A 16,545-nucleotide genomic window follows, 5' to 3' on the forward strand; every position below is an offset into this window, starting at 1 on the left:
AAATATGAAATGCGCTTTGGCAAAAAATATTAATGGATTAAATTTGGCAGGCGAATTCCATCTGATTGATAAATAAAACAGTTATTTACAGATGCAACTAAAATGGCAAGGTTTACTATCACACTTAAAATTCCTCATCAAGAGAAATCCTGAATGAGTTAATTTCTTTTTGATTTAGAACCAAAGTTTTTAGTATTAACTTTTAACTTTTAAACTTCAAATTTTAAACTTAAAGAAGATGCCAATTTATCATAAACTAGGAAAAATTCCACACAAACGTCATATTCAGTTCCGCAAAGAAAACGGAGATTTGTATTATGAACAGCTTTTTGGCACCATCGGTTTCGACGGAATGTCAACCAATATGTATCATGAGCACCGTCCTACAATGGTTAAAGAAATCAAAGGACAATATTCGGTTGCTCCAAAAATTGCTAAAGAAAACAATATTCAATCGTATAGATTAAGAGGATTTCAAGTTGCTCCTCAAGACGATTTTTTAGAAAGTCGAAAAATTGTTTTAACAAATTCTGATTGTCATATCGTTTTGGCTGCGCCAAAAAAGTCAACAACAGAATATTTTTATAAAAATACCGATTCTGATGAAGTAATTTTTATTCATAAAGGAACAGGTAAATTAAGAACCATGTTAGGAAATTTAGATTTCAAATATGGAGATTATCTAGTTATTCCTCGCGGAATGATTTATAAAATAGATTTTGATACCGAAGATAATCGTTTGTTTATTGTAGAATCGCACCGACCAATTTATACACCAAAAAGATATAGAAACTGGTTCGGACAATTATTAGAGCATTCACCATTTTGCGAACGAGATATTCGTCGTCCTGAAGAATTAGAAACTTATGATGAAAAAGGTGAGTTTTTAATTAAGATTAAGAAAAAAGATGAAATTTTCGATATGGTTTATGCATCACATCCATTTGATGTAGTGGGTTATGATGGTTATAACTATCCGTATGCTTTTTCTATTCATGATTTCGAACCTATAACAGGAAGAATTCACCAACCGCCACCAGTGCATCAAACATTTGAAACAGATGCTTTTGTAATTTGTTCGTTTGTGCCTCGTTTATACGATTATCATCCACAAGCAATTCCAGCACCATACAATCATAGCAATATTGATAGCGATGAGGTATTGTATTATGTAGATGGTGACTTTATGAGTAGAAACGATATCGAAGCAGGTCATATTTCATTACATCCAGCTGGAATTCCTCATGGTCCACATCCTGGAGCTACAGAAAGAAGTATTGGTAAAGTAGATACGGAAGAACTAGCAGTAATGGTAGATACTTTTAAACCATTAATGGTTACTGAAGAAGCAATGAAAATTGCAGATGATAAATATTACCAATCTTGGTTAGAATAATTAGTTAATGTTTCAATTAGCGGATATGCGAATTTATTATTATGAATTTTACAAATAGTGAAAAATATAAAAACAACCCTGTTTTAAAAGAATCATTTGAATTTGCATTAATGATTGTAAAATATTCGGAGTTGTTAGATGAAAATAAAAAATTTGTAATTTTAAGACAAATTGTTCGATCTGGCACTTCAATAGGCGCAAACATTAAAGAGGCGCAAAATGCAGAAAGCAAAGCAGATTTTATACATAAACTGAAAATTGCCCTAAAAGAAGCTGATGAAACAGAATATTGGTTATTTCTATGTGAAAACTTAGAAAACTACCCAAATCCAATTGGGTTATTAGAAAAATTAAATAGTATATTAAAAATGTTAAACAAAATAATTAGCACATCAAAAAAACAATTCGCTAAAACGCTAATTAATTAATTCGCAATATCATGAGTAACGAAATAAAATCAGTAGAATACGGATTAGAAAAAATATTTGAAGGAGCGCAAGACTTTTTACCTTTATTAGGAACAGATTATGTAGAGTTTTATGTTGGTAATGCAAAACAAGCGGCTCATTTTTATAAAACAGCATTCGGTTTTCAATCATTAGCTTATGCAGGATTAGAAACTGGAGTAAAAGATAGAGCTTCTTACGTTTTAAAACAAGACAAAATTCGTTTAGTTTTAACAACAGCATTAAATAGCAACTCACCTATTGGTGAGCATGTAAAAAAACATGGAGATGGTGTAAAAGTAATTGCACTTTGGGTTGAAGATGCTCGTAAATCATACGAAGAAACAACTAAGCGTGGTGCAAAATCATATTTTGAACCAGTAGTAGAGAAAGACGAAAATGGAGAAGTAGTACGTGCCGGTATTTATGGTGCATACGGAGAAACAGTATTTGTTTTCGTTGAGCGTAAAAACTATAATGGAATTTTTATGCCTGGTTACAGCGAGTGGAAATCTGATTACAATCCGGAACCTGTTGGCTTAAAATATATCGACCACATGGTTGGGAATACAGGTTGGAACCGAATGAATGAAGCTGTAAAATGGTTTGAAGATGTAATGGGATTTGTAAACTTCCTTTCTTTTGATGACAAACAAATTACTACTGAGTATTCTGCGTTAATGTCTAAAGTAATGAGTAACGGAAACGGAAGAATTAAATTTCCAATTAACGAACCTGCAAATGGTAAAAAACGTTCTCAAATTGAAGAGTATTTAGATTTTTATGAAGACGAAGGAGTTCAACATATTGCAGTAGCTACAGATGATATTATTAAAACAGTAGCAGATATGCGTTCTCGTGGCGTAGAATTTTTAAGTACTCCACCACAAGCTTATTACGATGCAATTCCTGAAAGATTGAAAGATCATATGTCTAAATTCAAAGAAGATATCAATGAATTACAAAAATTAGGTATTATGATTGATGCAGATGAAGAAGGATATTTATTACAAATTTTCACTAAGCCTGTAGAAGATCGTCCAACACTTTTCTTTGAAATTATTCAAAGAATGGGGGCACGTGGATTCGGTGCAGGTAACTTTAAAGCCCTTTTTGAGTCAATTGAAAGAGAGCAAGCTTTAAGAGGTACATTATAAAAAAAACGTTTTATTGAAAAATTGTTAATAAAACCAATCTAAAAAAAACATTTATTGTGTTAAAAGTGTTAAAGTTGAATTTTGATTAAAAAATATTCAAAATAGCTGTACCTTTGCACTCGCAAAACAGAAAGGTAAAATTTTCCATTTTGTATATAAGTTTTTCATAATTTATAGTTTTTGGTTGGTTAATAGCATAAAAACTCAGTCATTAATTTTGGCTGGGTTTTTTTGTTTAGTATTTTTGGAACGAAAATTGCAATTTTCTAACTAAAAAACAAAAAACATGAAAAAAATTGCATTACTCTTATTAATCTTTATTACTACCAATTCTTTTGTAAGTCAACAAGATGTTTTTACAACTGGCGAATGGTTTCGACTAAGAATTCATTATGGTTTTGTTAATGCAGGTTATGCTACTTTAGAAATTAAAGAAGCAACCAAAAACAGTAAAAAGGTACATCATGTTCTGGGTAAAGGCTGGACGACAGGTATGACAAAAATGTTTTTTGAAGTCCAAGACGATTATCAAAGTTATTTTGATAAAGAAACAGGTAAGCCTTATCAATTTGTTCGCAAGATTGATGAAGGAGGCTACACTAAAAATCAAGAAGGTTTTTTTAATCAAGATAAAAATACTGTACTTGTAAAAGACTACAAAAAGAAAACCGAAAAAACATTTTCTGTTCCTGAAAATGTTCAAGATATAGTATCGTCTTTTTATTACCTAAGAAATTATCCAGGAATTGATAAACTTCAAGTTGGACAATCAGTAAATATTGATATGTTTTTTGATGATGAAACAACCAAGTTTAAGTTAAAATTCATTGGACGAGAAAATATAAGTACTAAATTTGGTAAAATTTCATGTATGGTATTTCGTCCATATGTTCAAGCAGGTCGAGTTTTTAAAGAAGAAGAGAGTTTAACTGTTTGGATATCAGATGATAACAATAGAATTCCTATCCGATTAAAAGCTAGTTTGGCAGTAGGTTCGCTTAAAGCCGATTTAGATGCTTTTAAAGGGTTGAAGAATTCATTTAAAGTAATTGCAGAATAAATGGAAACTACAGTAAAGTATCTAGAACAAATAGATAAACTTGAAGATAAATTCAAGAAAATAAATCAAAGTACAGAAACGCATTTAGAAGGTCTTTTGTGGTCGAAACCTATTACATATTGGGATTATATTCAAACGGATGCTTTACTAAATTTACAAATACAAAGAACAACTTTACCTGATGAAATGGTTTTTATCATGTACCATCAAGTTAATGAATTATTATTTAAAATGATACTATGGGAAATTGATCAACTGTGTCATACAGAAAAGCCTTTAACAGAATATTTTACTGAAAAAATGGGAAGAATTAGTCGTTATTTTGATATGTTAACGACTTCTTTTACGATTATGACAGATGGTATGGAGCCAGAACAATACTTAAAATTCCGCCATACTCTCACGCCAGCTAGTGGTTTTCAAAGTGCTCAATACCGTTTAATTGAATTTGCTTCTACCGATTTAATTAATTTAATTGATTATCGTTTTAGAGCTACAATTGATAGAAATACACCATACGAACATGCTTTCGAACATTTATATTGGCAAGCAGCAGGAAAAGATTATCAAACTGGTGAAAAATCGTATTTAATTCAACAATTTGAAAAGAAATACAAAAAAGAATTTCTAGATTTTATGGAAGAATATAATACCATAAATATTTGGAGAAAATTTAAACAATTACCAGAAAACGATCAAAAAAATCCTGCCTTAGTAGAAGCTATGCGTCATTACGACAAAACTGTAAACATTACTTGGGTTATGGGACATTTTAATGCTGCTAAGAAATATATTGAAAGTGATAAAACCGGAAATGGTGAAGCAACTGGAGGTAGTGATTGGAAGAAATATATGTTGCCAAAGTATCAAAGAAGAATTTTCTTTCCTGAACTTTGGTCAAAAGAGGAGCTAGATAGTTGGGGAGAAAATGTTTAAAAAATTAAAAATAAAAGAATTGAAATATTTAACTTTTGTATTTGCCTTATTAATAATTGGTTGTAATTCTGATAAAAAAAATCCTGTTAAGAGAAGCGTTGAAGACATAAAAGCAGAACCTATTGTAAAAAATTACGATTTCGTTTACAACGATTTTAAAGTAATTGAAGATACAATTCATTCGGGAGATACTTTTGGAACTTTATTGCAAGATTATTTTTTACCTGATAGTATGAATGTGCACCAATTAACCGAAAAAGTTAAAGATTCATTCAACCTTAGAGGAATTAAAGCAGGTAAACCTTTTATAGTTTTTTTAGACAAAAAAAATCCTAAAAATTTAAAAGCATTTGTTTACGTAAAAGATAAAATTAACTATACAGTTATAGATTTAAGAGATTCTGTAGTTGTTCAAAATAAACAAAAACCAACTTCAATTAGAAAAAGAACTATTGCTGCTGAAATTGAAGGTTCGCTTTCTGAAACTTTAGACAAAGCGGGTGCAAGTGCGTCTTTGGCTCCAAAATTAGCTGGAGTTTATGCTTATTCTATTGACTTCTTTAAAATTCAAAAAGGCGATAAGTTTGCGGTAACATTATATGAGAAATTTATTGAAGATTCTATTTATGTTGGAATTGAGAAAGTAGAATCTACTTATTTTCAGCATAAAGGAAAAGATTATTTTGCATTTCCATATAAAAAGAAAAAGATAAAGGAGAAAGTTATTACGATGAAAATGGTAAAGCTCTTAAATCAATGTTTTTAAAAGCACCATTAGATTTCTTTAGAATTTCTTCTCGTTTTTCGGCACGTCGTTTTCACCCAGTTCAAGGAAGATGGAAAGCTCATAATGGTACCGATTATGCGGCACCTCACGGAACGCCAATTAAAACTACTGCTGCGGGTGTGGTAGAAAGAACTGGTTATACTGCTGGTAATGGAAATTATGTAAAAGTTCGCCACAACAGTACTTATTCTACGCAATATTTACATATGTCAAAAATTTTGGTTAAAAAGGGCAATATGTTTCTCAAGGACAAACTATTGGTAAAGTTGGTAGTACTGGTTTAGCTACAGGTCCTCACGTTTGTTATCGTTTTTGGAAAAATGGTGTGCAAGTAGATCCTTTTAGACAAAATTTACCCAATGCTGAACCTATGGAAGAGGGAGAAAGAAAAAAATATTTGGAGTATATAAAACCTTATAAAAAAGAGTTAGATAGTATTTTAAAAGTTAAATTCAATCAATAATGAGCTTAGAATCTATTAATCCGTCGGGTACAGTGGCATGGCAAAAAATTAGAGAGCATTTCGAAGAAATGTACAATGTGTCTATGCAAGAAATGTTTCAAGAAGATGCTAATCGTGCCGAAAAGTTCCATATAAAATGGGAAAAGTTTTTAGTAGATTATTCGAAGAATAAAATCAATGAAAAAACATTGGCTTTGCTTTTAGAATTAGCAAACGAAATTGGATTAAAAGAAGCTATCGGAAGTTATTTTGGTGGAGATAAAATAAATGAAACTGAAAAAAGAGCCGTATTACACACAGCCTTACGCGCCAAAAAAGACGAAGTAGTATTAGTTGATGGTGAAAACGTAATGCCAGAGGTGTATGCAGTTAAAGAAAAAATTAAAGTTTTTTCAGAAAAAATTATTTCAGAAAATGCAAAAGGTTACTCAGGAAAAGCTTTTACTGATGTAGTGAATATTGGAATTGGTGGATCCGATTTAGGTCCGGCAATGGTGGTTGAGGCTTTGCAATTTTATAAAAATCACTTAAACGTACATTTTGTATCAAATGTAGATGGTGATCATGTTCAAGAAGTAATCAAAAAATTAAATCCGGAAACGACACTTTTTGTAATTGTTTCCAAAACCTTTACTACGCAAGAAACTTTGTCTAATGCTGAAACTATTAGAAGTTGGTTCTTACAATCAGCAAAACAAGAAGATGTTGCAAAGCACTTTGTTGCTGTTTCAACCAATATTCAAAAAGTAACCGAATTCGGTATTGCAGAAGATAATATTTTTCCGATGTGGGACTGGGTTGGTGGAAGATTTTCGCTTTGGAGCGCTGTAGGTTTATCTATTGCATTAGGTGTTGGTTACAACAATTTCGATGCTTTATTAACGGGCGCCAACAAAATGGATACACATTTTAAAACAGCCGATTTTTCACAGAATATTCCAGTTGTGTTGGCATTGTTAAGCGTTTGGTACAACAACTTCTTTGGTGCAGAAACAGAAGCTTTAATTCCATATACCCAATATTTGCAAAAATTAGCTCCTTATTTACAACAAGGAATTATGGAAAGTAACGGAAAAAGTATTGGTAGAGATGGAAATCCAGTAAATTATCAAACGGGAACTATCATTTGGGGCGAACCAGGAACTAATTCACAACATGCATTTTTCCAATTAATCCATCAAGGAACCAAATTGATTCCAACAGATTTTATTGGTTTCAAAAAATCGCTTTACGGAAATGAAGATCATCACAATAAATTGATGTCGAACTTCTTCGCTCAAACCGAAGCTTTGCTAATGGGGAAAACCGAAAAACAAGTACAAGCTGAATTTGAGAAACAAGGAATTTCTGGAGAATTTGCCGAGTATCTTTTACCATTTAAAGTGTTTGCTGGAAATAAACCAACGAATACATTGTTAATCGATTCGTTAACTCCAGAAACTTTAGGTTCGTTAATTGCATTGTATGAACACAAAATTTTTGTACAAGGTGTAATTTGGAATATTTTCAGTTATGACCAATGGGGAGTTGAGTTAGGAAAACAATTGGCTAATTCTATTTTATCTGAAATAAATGAGGCAAAAGTTAATGCGCATGATGCCTCAACTGAATTTTTACTTCGTAATTTTCTGTCTTTATAAAAACATTAAATATATCTTATAAGTCTTTTATCGATTAAATATTTAAAAAAATCGTTAAAAGGCTTATTTTTTTTAAGTTTTTAATAAGTTGTTTATTGTTAACAATTTCTTAACTTTTATTCTGTCAAACTAAATGAAATTTGCAAAAAAATTATTTAAAAAACGACAAATGAGAAGTTTTACAAAGAAATTATTATTTGGATTGTTCTTTTTAACATCCTTAACAGTTTTTTCTCAAACAAAAATTACTGGAGTAATTTTAGATGGAGAATTCAATGAACCTTTAGCAGGTGCAAATGTTGTAGTAAAAGGTACTACAGATGGTGCTACAACAGATTTTGATGGAAAATTCGAAATTACAACAAGTCAAACTTCAGGACAAATTGTTGTAACTTATTTAGGTTTTCAAAAATCTACAGTTTCTTTTAATGGTAGTGCTAACTTAGGAAATGTAAATTTAACAGCTGATGAAAATCAGTTAGAAGGCGTTGTAGTCGTAGGTTCTGGAATTATTGACTTAGCAAAAGACAGAAAAACGCCTATCGCAGTTTCTACTGTAAAGGCAGCGGAAATTCAAGCTAAAGTTGGTACTGCTGATGTAACGCAAGCATTAGTTAATACGCCTTCAGTTTATGTTGCTGGTCAATCTGGTGGTTATGGAGATTCTAGAATTACGGTTCGTGGTTTCCAACAAGATAATACAGCATTCTTATTAAATGGTCAACCAATTAATGGAATGGAAGATGGTAAAATGTATTGGTCAAACTGGTCAGGAATGTCTGATATTGCTAATGTTATACAAATTCAAAGAGGTTTAGGATCTTCTAAATTAGCTATTTCTTCAGTAGGAGGAACTGTGAACTTTGTAACTAAAGCAACTGATAAAAAACAAGGTGGTTTTGCATCTATGGGTGTAGCAAATAACGATTATTTTAAATCAACTGTTGGTTATAATACAGGGATGTCTAAAAAAGGATTTGGTTTCAGTGTTATGTTGTCTCATTGGCAAGGTGATGGATACAATATGGGAACTAAAGGAGAAGGTCAAAACTATTTTATATCATTTGGTTACAAACCAAGTGAAAAGCATAGTTTTAATTTCTTATTAACAGGAGCTCCTCAATATCACGATCAAAATTATACTAAGTCAATTAGTAAATATTTACAATATGGTAGAAAGTATAATGATAATTATGGTTATTTAAACGGACAATATTTATCTGAGAGAACAAATTTCTATCACAAACCAGTTGCTAACTTAAACTGGGATTATAATATTAGTGAGAAAACTCAATTATCAACAGTATTATATGCTTCTTGGGGAAGAGGTGGCGGAACTGGTAATTACGGTTCGAGAGTAAGAACCGCTGATGGACATGTTGATTTTGATGCGATTTACGCAAATAATCAATCTGCTAATGGAGAAGGAATGTTTGGTAATGGAACATATTTAATTAGAGCTTCTATGAACAATCATGCTTGGTATGGTATGGTAACTAATTTAAAGAAGAAATTATCTGAAAATTTATCTTTTAATGCTGGTTTAGATATTCGTTCTTATTATGGTACACACTATAGACAAGTTGCTAACTTTTTAGGGTTAAATTCTTGGACAGAATCTAGAAATCTTAAAAATAGTTTTGATTTACCTTCTGGAAATGTTGTGTCGAACACAGTAACAGATTATGGTATTGCTAGACCTTGGGAAGCAATGTTTAATACTATAGGAGAAGATCAAAGAATTGATTACGATTATAGTGAAAGAATTTCTTACGGTGGAGTTTTTGGTCAATTAGAATATGCTACAGATAAATTCTCAGCTTTCTTCCAAGGTTCAGCTTCGCAACAATATCACCAAAGATTTGATCGTTATGATTATTTACCTGAAGCAAAAGATTCTAAAAAAGTTGATAACTTTGGATTTAATGTAAAAGGAGGGGCATCTTATAATGTTACTGAAAAACATGCTTTTTTTGCTAATGCAGGTTTCTATTCTCGTCAACCTTATCACGATAATATTTATTTAAATTATACAAATGCTGTTAACCCATTAACTTCTAATGAAGATGTTTTAGGTATTGAAGCAGGTTATAGTTTTACTTCAAATATTTTTGTTGCTAATGTTAATGTTTACAGAACTTCTTGGAAAAACAGAGTAACTACAACTTCAACTGTTTTAGCAGCTGATACTACAATTGGAACTACAGATTTATTAGCAGGTGATTTAGTATATACATCAAGTCAAAATGACGAGCAATTACACAGTGGTGTTGAAGTTGATTTTGTTGTTAAACCTCTTTCTGGTTTAGATGTAAAAGGTTTTGCATCTTTTGGTAATTGGCAATATAAAGGAAATTCTGTGCAAACTAGAAGAGATGAAAATTTAAATCCTTTAGATATTTCTAAAGTTGATGTTGATGGAGGAAAAGTAGGTGATGCTGCTCAAACTACTTGGGGATTAGGTGCTAAATATGAAATATTCAAAAACTTCTCAATTGATGCAGATTGGAGAAACTATGATAAATTATATGCAAACGTTTCTGCAAGAAAAGATAATTTTGAATTACCATCTTACGATTTAGTAGATGCTGGATTATCGTATAAATTATTTGTAGGAAAAGATAAAAAGAATTCTGTTGGTTTCCGTTTTAATATGAACAATGTTTTTGATGAAGTTTATTTATCTGAATTAACAACTGCAAACCAAGCAACATCTGGAGATACTACTTGGAATGGTATTAATGTTACAAACTCTGGTTTCTTTGGTTTAGGAAGAACATGGAACTTTGCTATTCGTTATAATTTCTAAAAACTAGTTTAGTTTATTTACAAGCCTTTTGGTATTTTCACCAAAAGGCTTTTTTTATTTTTATATATTTGTATGTACTAAAACTAACTATTTATGTATACAGCTATTCAAACAGCACATTCAATTTTTGCCTACATCGTTTTGGCATTATTATTTTTCGCATCGCTTAATGCTATTACAGGATTAACAGGAAAAAGATTATTTAAAGATAAAGATTTACGTTTATCATTATTTGCACTTATTGTTTCACATTTACAATTGTTATTAGGGCTTATTCTGTATTTTGTATCTCCCAAAGGAGTTGCTTTATTAGGAAACATGGAAAAAAGTGCTCGTTTAACTTCATTAGAACACCCGTTAATTAATGTAATTGCATTAGTTTTAATTACAATGGGTTGGTCTAAACATAAAAAAGAAGAAAGCAATAACGGGAAGTTCAAAAAAATTGCAGTTTTCTATACAATTGGATTAATTTTAATATTATCTCGTATCCCTTGGTTAGAGTGGATGAGCTAAAATGAAAAAAATAAAACGCATATTAGGTTATCTAATTGCAGTATTTATATTAGCAAGTAGTTTTATTGCAATGCCGCGTTCTAGCGATTGTAATAAAGCTACTTTTCTAGATTCTATAAAAAACGATTCAGTTCGAGTAGATTCTGTTGCCTATTATTCTTTAAAACTTTATAAGAATAATGTCCATGCTTCTTATTATCACAATAAATTTAATGGACGAAAAACTGCCAGTGGTGAAAAATTCGACAATTCTAAATATACTGCGGCACACCGAAAGTTTAAATTTGGAACCAAATTACTTATTACAAACCCTAAAAATAATAAGTCTGTTGTTGTAACAGTAAACGATAGAGGTCCTTTTGTAAGAGGTCGAGAAATCGATTTGTCCAAAAAAGCCTTCATGGAAATTTCTCACAACACATCAAGAGGTTTTATTGATGTTAATATTGAAGTTATCGAAGAATAATTCTTAAGATTAGCTTGAATTAAATTTAACAAAATATTAAGTTCGGTTTTTACCGAACCAAACGAACCTTTTTTACATTTGCAAGAAATTATAGTTTCCCATGTTAAATAAGGAAAAAGAAAAAGAAAAGGAAGAGGTTATTGAGTTATTTGGAGTTCATTTTGAAAAACATCATAATATGTCTCCATTAGCTGCTAGAATTTTTGCAACAATCATTTTAAATAATAGAGAAAAGGACTTAACTTTTGAAGAACTAGTTAATATTACGGGTGCAAGTAAAAGTTCCGTTTCTACAAATATTAATTTATTACTTGACACTAATAAAATAACTTATTACACAGTTTGTGGTGAGAGAAAAAAGTTTTTTAAACCGGCAAGTTTATCCGAACGCATCAAAAACCATCTACAAATAGTAAAATCTGAACAAAATATAATAAAAAGAATTAAAGCTTATGAAACAAAATATAATTTAAAAGCACTTGATGAAAAAGATCAAAAAGTTGTGGAATTATACCGTGAATATGTTAATGATTTTGAAAACCTAATAAACGATTTAATACTTAAAATAGAAGATTTAGAAACTAAATAACGAACCAAAATTGCTATGAAAAAGAGATTTTTAACAGTTGTTTTTGCCTCAGTGGTATTGTTTTCTTGTAAAAACGATCAGCAACAAACAGCGAAACCTGTGGGAAGTTATAAGGTAGTGCCTCTTGAGAAAACGAGTACTACTTTACTTGCCGAATATCCAACCACTTTGGAAGGGGTTGTCGATATTGAAATTCGTCCAAAAGTCGACGGCTATATTGAAAAAATATTTGTTGATGAAGGACAAGAGGTTAAAAAAGGACAAGTTTTATTCAAATTAGAAACGCAAACTGCAACTCAAGACGCTGCTGCTGCAAAAGCTCGTGTAGATGCCGCTCAAGTTGAAGTGACTAGGTTGATTCCTTTAGTTGAAAGAAACATTATAAGCGATGTACAGTTACAAACTGCTAAAGCAAATTTAGCGAGTGCTAAAAGTACTTATCAAAGTATAATTGCCCAAATTAATTACGCTACTATTACAAGTCCAGTAAACGGAATTATAGGAACAATCCCTTATCGTTTAGGAAGCTATGTAAATAGCCAAACTGCACAGCCACTAACAAGAGTGTCAGATATTTCAACAATGTATGCTTATTTTTCTTTAAACGAAAAAGATCAATTAGATTTATTAATGAGTGCTGAAGGAAAATCTTTCAAAGATAAAATTGCTCAAATGCCTGCTGTAAATTTAGTTTTAAGTAATGAAAAGGTTTACAATCAAACAGGTAAGATAGAAACATTTAGTGGTCAAGCAAATACACAAACGGGTTCGTTTAATGTAAGAGCAAGTTTTCCTAATTCAGAAAAGATATTACGCTCTGGAAATACAGGAATGGTACAAATACCAACAAATTTAAAAGATGTAATTGTTATCCCTCAAAAAGCGACTATGGAAATGCAAGATAAACGTTTAGCATTTGTAGTGGATAAAGAAAATAAAGTAAAAGCGGTGCCAATTAAAGTTCGTGAAGTTCCAGGAGGTTCTTTTTATGTTGTAGATGAAGGTTTAGCAATTAATGATCAATTAATCATTGAAGGGGTAGGTATTTTAACGGAAGGAACAGAAATTAAGCCAGTTCCCACTAAATATGAGGAAATCTTAAATCCCAAAAAATAATATATAATAAACTAATCAACTAAGATATGTTTTCAAAATTTATTGACAGACCTGTATTGTCAACAGTGGTTTCTATTATCATTGTGATATTGGGTGTTTTGGGATTAATGGCTTTGCCCGTATCTCAATATCCTGAAATTGCACCGCCAACGGTTACGGTTTCTGCAAATTATCAAGGTGCAAGTGCCGAAGTTGTAATGAACTCGGTTGTAATACCATTAGAGGAGCAAATAAACGGAGTTGAAGATATGATGTATATGACTTCTACAGCAAGTAATGATGGTTCGGCATCTATAAATATTTACTTTAAATTAGGTACAAACCCCGATTTAGCAGCTGTAAATGTTCAAAATCGTGTTTCTCGAGCGACTTCTTTATTACCACAAGAGGTAACAAGAGCAGGTGTAACAACTATGAAAAGACAAAGTGATAATATTTTAATATTCTCTTTGTATAGTGAAAATCCTGAATATGACATGACGTTCTTACAAAACTATGCGAATATCAACATCTTACCTAAAATTAAAAGGGTTCCAGGTGTTGGGGAAGCAATGGTTTTCGGACAAAAAGATTATTCATTACGTATTTGGTTAAAACCTGATATTATGGCGTCTTACGGATTAGTTCCTTCAGATGTTATGTCTGTTTTATCAGAACAAAATATTGAAGCTGCACCTGGTCAGTTAGGTGAAAGTGCCAATCAAACTTTTCAATATACTTTAAAATATAAAGGACGATTACAAAGTACACAAGAGTTTGAAGAAATAGTTATTCGTTCTACTCAAAATGGAGAAGTTTTACGATTAAAAGACGTTGCTCGTATCGAATTAGGAGCTGTTAATTATGAGAGTAATACTTTAATGAATGGAAACCAATCTATTGCAGTTGCAATTGCACAAACTGCAGGATCAAATGCTCAAGAAGTAATTGAATGTTCCTTAAAAGTATTAGAAGAATCTTCAGTAAATTTCCCCTCAGGAGTAAATTATACTTCATTAGTTAATGCTAATGATTTCTTAGACGAATCAATTTCAAAAGTAATTCATACACTATTTGAAGCTTTCATATTAGTATTTATTGTTGTTTTTGTTTTCTTACAAGATTGGCGTTCAACATTAATTCCGGCTATTTCAGTACCTGTAGCAATTGTAGGGACTTTTTTCTTCCTTAACCTTTTCGGATTCACAATAAATATGCTGACGCTTTTTGCTTTAGTATTAGCGGTTGGTATTGTTGTGGATGATGCTATTGTAGTTGTAGAAGCCGTTCATGCTAAAATGGAGGCTGGTGAACATAATCCTAAAAAGGCTGCGCATAGCGCCATGAATGAAATCAGTGGAGCTATTATATCAATTACGTTGGTAATGTCGGCAGTATTTATTCCAGTTTCATTTATTAGCGGTTCAGCCGGAGTTTTCTATAAACAGTTTGGTTTAACATTAGCAGTTGCAATTGTATTATCAGCAGTTAATGCATTAACGCTTTCGCCTGCTTTATGTGCCATCTTCTTAAAAGAGCATGATAAAGACAAAAAACATAAAGGATTTTTAGATCGTTTCTACAGTGCATTTAATACTGCATTTGATGCTACAACTCGTAAATATCAAAAATCGGTTCAATTTTTTATTAATAAAAAATGGTTAGCCTTTTTAAGTATTGCTGTATTTGCAGGGTTGTTTGTTTGGTTAATGAACATTACACCAAAGGCGTTTGTACCTAGTGAAGATACTGGTGGAATTATGTCTGATGTGTCATTGCCGCCAGGAAGTTCTTTAGAAAGAACGGAGGAAGTATTATTACAGATAGAAAAAGCTGTTCAAGATATTCCAGAAGTTGATAAAATTTTGCGTATTTCTGGTAGAAGTTTAATCAGTGGTACAGGTAGTAATTACGGTATGATTATCGTACGATTAAAACCATGGGCAGATAGACCAGATACAAATCAACATATTGATGCCGTTGTTCAAGAACTTTTTAAAAGAACTAGTGCTGTAAAAGATGCTAAAGTAATTTATTTTGCGAGACCTACTTTAACAGGTTTTGGATTTAGTAGTGGATTTGAAGTTCAGTTACAAGATCAAAAGGTGGAACTATTCAAGAGTTAAATGAAGTATCTGGAAAGTTTTTAGGAGCCTTAAATAATCGCCCTGAAATTCAATATGCGGCAACTTCTTTCTCACCAAATTTCCCACAATATGAGATTGAATTGAATGTTCCGTTAATCAAAAAATCTGGATTAACAGTAAATGATGTTTTAGGAACAATGCAAGGATATTATGGTGGAGTTTACGCTTCAAACTTTAACAAGTTTGGTAAACAATATCGTGTAATGTATCAATCGGAACCTGAGTTTAGAAATAACCCAGAGTCTTTAAATAAAGTAATGGTTCGTAATAGTAGTGGTACTATGGCGCCAATATCACAATATGTAACGCTTAAAAAAGTGTTTGGTCCACAAAGTATTTCACGTTTCAACTTGTTTACGTCAGTAAAAATTTCTGGTGCACCTGCTCCCGGATATAGTACAGGTGAAGCAATTACTGCTATGGAACAAGTTGCAAAAGAAACTTTGCCTTTTGGTTATGGGTATGAATATTCTGGAATGACACGTGAAGAGAAAAGCGCAGGCGGACAAACAGTGTTTATTTTTATGTTATGTTTAGTGTTTGTATATTTCTTATTATCAGCACAATATGAAAGTTATATATTGCCATTTGCTGTATTATTATCGTTACCAGTTGGTTTAGCGGGTTCCTATATTTTCGCAAACATTTTCAATGTGAGTAATAATATTTACTTACAAATTACACTCATCATGTTAATTGGTTTATTAGCTAAAAATGCCATTTTAATTGTGGAATTTGCTGCAGAAGCTAGACGAAAAGGTTTAAGTATAACTCAAGCGGCAGTACAAGGTGCGGTAGCGCGTTTACGACCTATTTTAATGACTTCTTTTGCTTTTATTTTAGGATTGTTGCCGTTAATGTTAGCTAAAGGAGCTGGAGCAACTGGTAACCAGGCAATTGGAACAGGAGCAATTGGCGGAATGTTAATAGGAACTGTTATTGGAATTTTAATTATTCCAGTTCTATTTGTGGTGTTCCAATATTTACAAGAAAAAGTGAGTAGCAAACCTGCAATCGAAGAAGTTAATCACTAATGCA

Annotated in this window: 13 protein-coding genes and 2 pseudogenes; all 15 read left to right on the forward strand. The window is 31.6% G+C overall.

What is annotated here, in order from left to right:
• Positions 1 to 238: 238 nt before the first annotated feature.
• A complete protein-coding gene (locus GCU34_RS11065) occupies positions 239 to 1,396 on the forward strand; it encodes a homogentisate 1,2-dioxygenase (protein ID WP_072782072.1) in 1,158 nt (385 codons plus the stop codon).
• A gap of 41 nt (positions 1,397 to 1,437) precedes the next feature.
• On the forward strand, positions 1,438 to 1,824 hold the full coding sequence (locus tag GCU34_RS11070; protein ID WP_072782070.1) for a four helix bundle protein: 387 nt from the start codon (positions 1,438 to 1,440) through the stop codon (positions 1,822 to 1,824).
• 11 nt (positions 1,825 to 1,835) lie between these two features.
• Complete coding sequence (gene hppD, locus GCU34_RS11075) at positions 1,836 to 2,999, forward strand: 4-hydroxyphenylpyruvate dioxygenase (RefSeq protein ID WP_072782068.1); 1,164 nt, start codon at positions 1,836 to 1,838, stop codon at positions 2,997 to 2,999.
• 286 nt (positions 3,000 to 3,285) lie between these two features.
• Complete coding sequence (locus GCU34_RS11080; protein ID WP_072782066.1) at positions 3,286 to 4,059, forward strand: DUF3108 domain-containing protein; 774 nt, start codon at positions 3,286 to 3,288, stop codon at positions 4,057 to 4,059.
• On the forward strand, positions 4,060 to 4,995 hold the full coding sequence (locus GCU34_RS11085) for a tryptophan 2,3-dioxygenase family protein (RefSeq protein ID WP_072782064.1): 936 nt from the start codon (positions 4,060 to 4,062) through the stop codon (positions 4,993 to 4,995). It abuts the gene before it with no gap.
• Positions 4,988 to 5,761, forward strand: coding sequence for a peptidoglycan DD-metalloendopeptidase family protein (locus GCU34_RS14005; protein ID WP_227658679.1), 774 nt, complete (start codon positions 4,988 to 4,990; stop codon positions 5,759 to 5,761). The genes GCU34_RS11085 and GCU34_RS14005 overlap by 8 nt, the downstream gene beginning before the upstream one ends.
• Positions 5,752 to 6,062 (forward strand): annotated as a pseudogene (locus tag GCU34_RS14125) (M23 family metallopeptidase); the annotation flags it as partial. The gene GCU34_RS14005 and the pseudogene GCU34_RS14125, both read left to right, overlap by 10 nt.
• A gap of 45 nt (positions 6,063 to 6,107) precedes the next feature.
• Complete coding sequence (locus GCU34_RS14130) at positions 6,108 to 6,245, forward strand: hypothetical protein (protein WP_262884271.1); 138 nt, start codon at positions 6,108 to 6,110, stop codon at positions 6,243 to 6,245.
• A complete protein-coding gene (gene pgi / locus GCU34_RS11095; protein WP_072782062.1) occupies positions 6,245 to 7,885 on the forward strand; it encodes a glucose-6-phosphate isomerase in 1,641 nt (546 codons plus the stop codon). The genes GCU34_RS14130 and pgi overlap by 1 nt, the downstream gene beginning before the upstream one ends.
• A gap of 169 nt (positions 7,886 to 8,054) precedes the next feature.
• Complete coding sequence (locus GCU34_RS11100) at positions 8,055 to 10,694, forward strand: TonB-dependent receptor (protein ID WP_072782060.1); 2,640 nt, start codon at positions 8,055 to 8,057, stop codon at positions 10,692 to 10,694.
• A 93-nt stretch (positions 10,695 to 10,787) separates the two neighbouring features.
• Positions 10,788 to 11,210, forward strand: a complete 423-nt coding sequence (locus GCU34_RS11105; RefSeq protein ID WP_072782058.1) for a hypothetical protein — start codon at positions 10,788 to 10,790, stop codon at positions 11,208 to 11,210.
• 1 nt (position 11,211) lies between these two features.
• Positions 11,212 to 11,676: a septal ring lytic transglycosylase RlpA family protein gene (locus GCU34_RS11110; RefSeq protein WP_072782056.1), complete on the forward strand. Its 465-nt coding sequence runs from the start codon at positions 11,212 to 11,214 to the stop codon at positions 11,674 to 11,676.
• A gap of 100 nt (positions 11,677 to 11,776) precedes the next feature.
• On the forward strand, positions 11,777 to 12,265 hold the full coding sequence (locus tag GCU34_RS11115; RefSeq protein ID WP_072782054.1) for a GbsR/MarR family transcriptional regulator: 489 nt from the start codon (positions 11,777 to 11,779) through the stop codon (positions 12,263 to 12,265).
• Positions 12,266 to 12,280: 15 nt separating this feature from the next.
• Positions 12,281 to 13,381, forward strand: coding sequence for an efflux RND transporter periplasmic adaptor subunit (locus tag GCU34_RS11120; RefSeq protein ID WP_072782053.1), 1,101 nt, complete (start codon positions 12,281 to 12,283; stop codon positions 13,379 to 13,381).
• A gap of 26 nt (positions 13,382 to 13,407) precedes the next feature.
• A pseudogene (locus GCU34_RS11125) lies at positions 13,408 to 16,541 on the forward strand (efflux RND transporter permease subunit).
• The last annotated feature ends 4 nt before the right edge of the window (positions 16,542 to 16,545 follow it).

The organism is Flavobacterium haoranii (assembly GCF_009363055.1).
Taxonomy (GTDB): domain Bacteria; phylum Bacteroidota; class Bacteroidia; order Flavobacteriales; family Flavobacteriaceae; genus Flavobacterium; species Flavobacterium haoranii.

Excerpts from the sequence above, each read along its gene's own strand:
- GCU34_RS11065 (WP_072782072.1), top strand. The coding sequence starts at position 239 with ATGCCAATTTATCATAAACTAGGAAAAATTCCACACAAACGTCATATT.
- GCU34_RS11070 (WP_072782070.1), top strand. The coding sequence starts at position 1,438 with ATGAATTTTACAAATAGTGAAAAATATAAAAACAACCCTGTTTTAAAA.
- hppD (WP_072782068.1), top strand. The coding sequence starts at position 1,836 with ATGAGTAACGAAATAAAATCAGTAGAATACGGATTAGAAAAAATATTT.
- GCU34_RS11080 (WP_072782066.1), top strand. The coding sequence starts at position 3,286 with ATGAAAAAAATTGCATTACTCTTATTAATCTTTATTACTACCAATTCT.
- GCU34_RS11085 (WP_072782064.1), top strand. The coding sequence starts at position 4,060 with ATGGAAACTACAGTAAAGTATCTAGAACAAATAGATAAACTTGAAGAT.
- GCU34_RS14005 (WP_227658679.1), top strand. The coding sequence starts at position 4,988 with ATGTTTAAAAAATTAAAAATAAAAGAATTGAAATATTTAACTTTTGTA.
- pgi (WP_072782062.1), top strand. The coding sequence starts at position 6,245 with ATGAGCTTAGAATCTATTAATCCGTCGGGTACAGTGGCATGGCAAAAA.
- GCU34_RS11100 (WP_072782060.1), top strand. The coding sequence starts at position 8,055 with ATGAGAAGTTTTACAAAGAAATTATTATTTGGATTGTTCTTTTTAACA.
- GCU34_RS11105 (WP_072782058.1), top strand. The coding sequence starts at position 10,788 with ATGTATACAGCTATTCAAACAGCACATTCAATTTTTGCCTACATCGTT.
- GCU34_RS11110 (WP_072782056.1), top strand. The coding sequence starts at position 11,212 with ATGAAAAAAATAAAACGCATATTAGGTTATCTAATTGCAGTATTTATA.
- GCU34_RS11115 (WP_072782054.1), top strand. The coding sequence starts at position 11,777 with ATGTTAAATAAGGAAAAAGAAAAAGAAAAGGAAGAGGTTATTGAGTTA.
- GCU34_RS11120 (WP_072782053.1), top strand. The coding sequence starts at position 12,281 with ATGAAAAAGAGATTTTTAACAGTTGTTTTTGCCTCAGTGGTATTGTTT.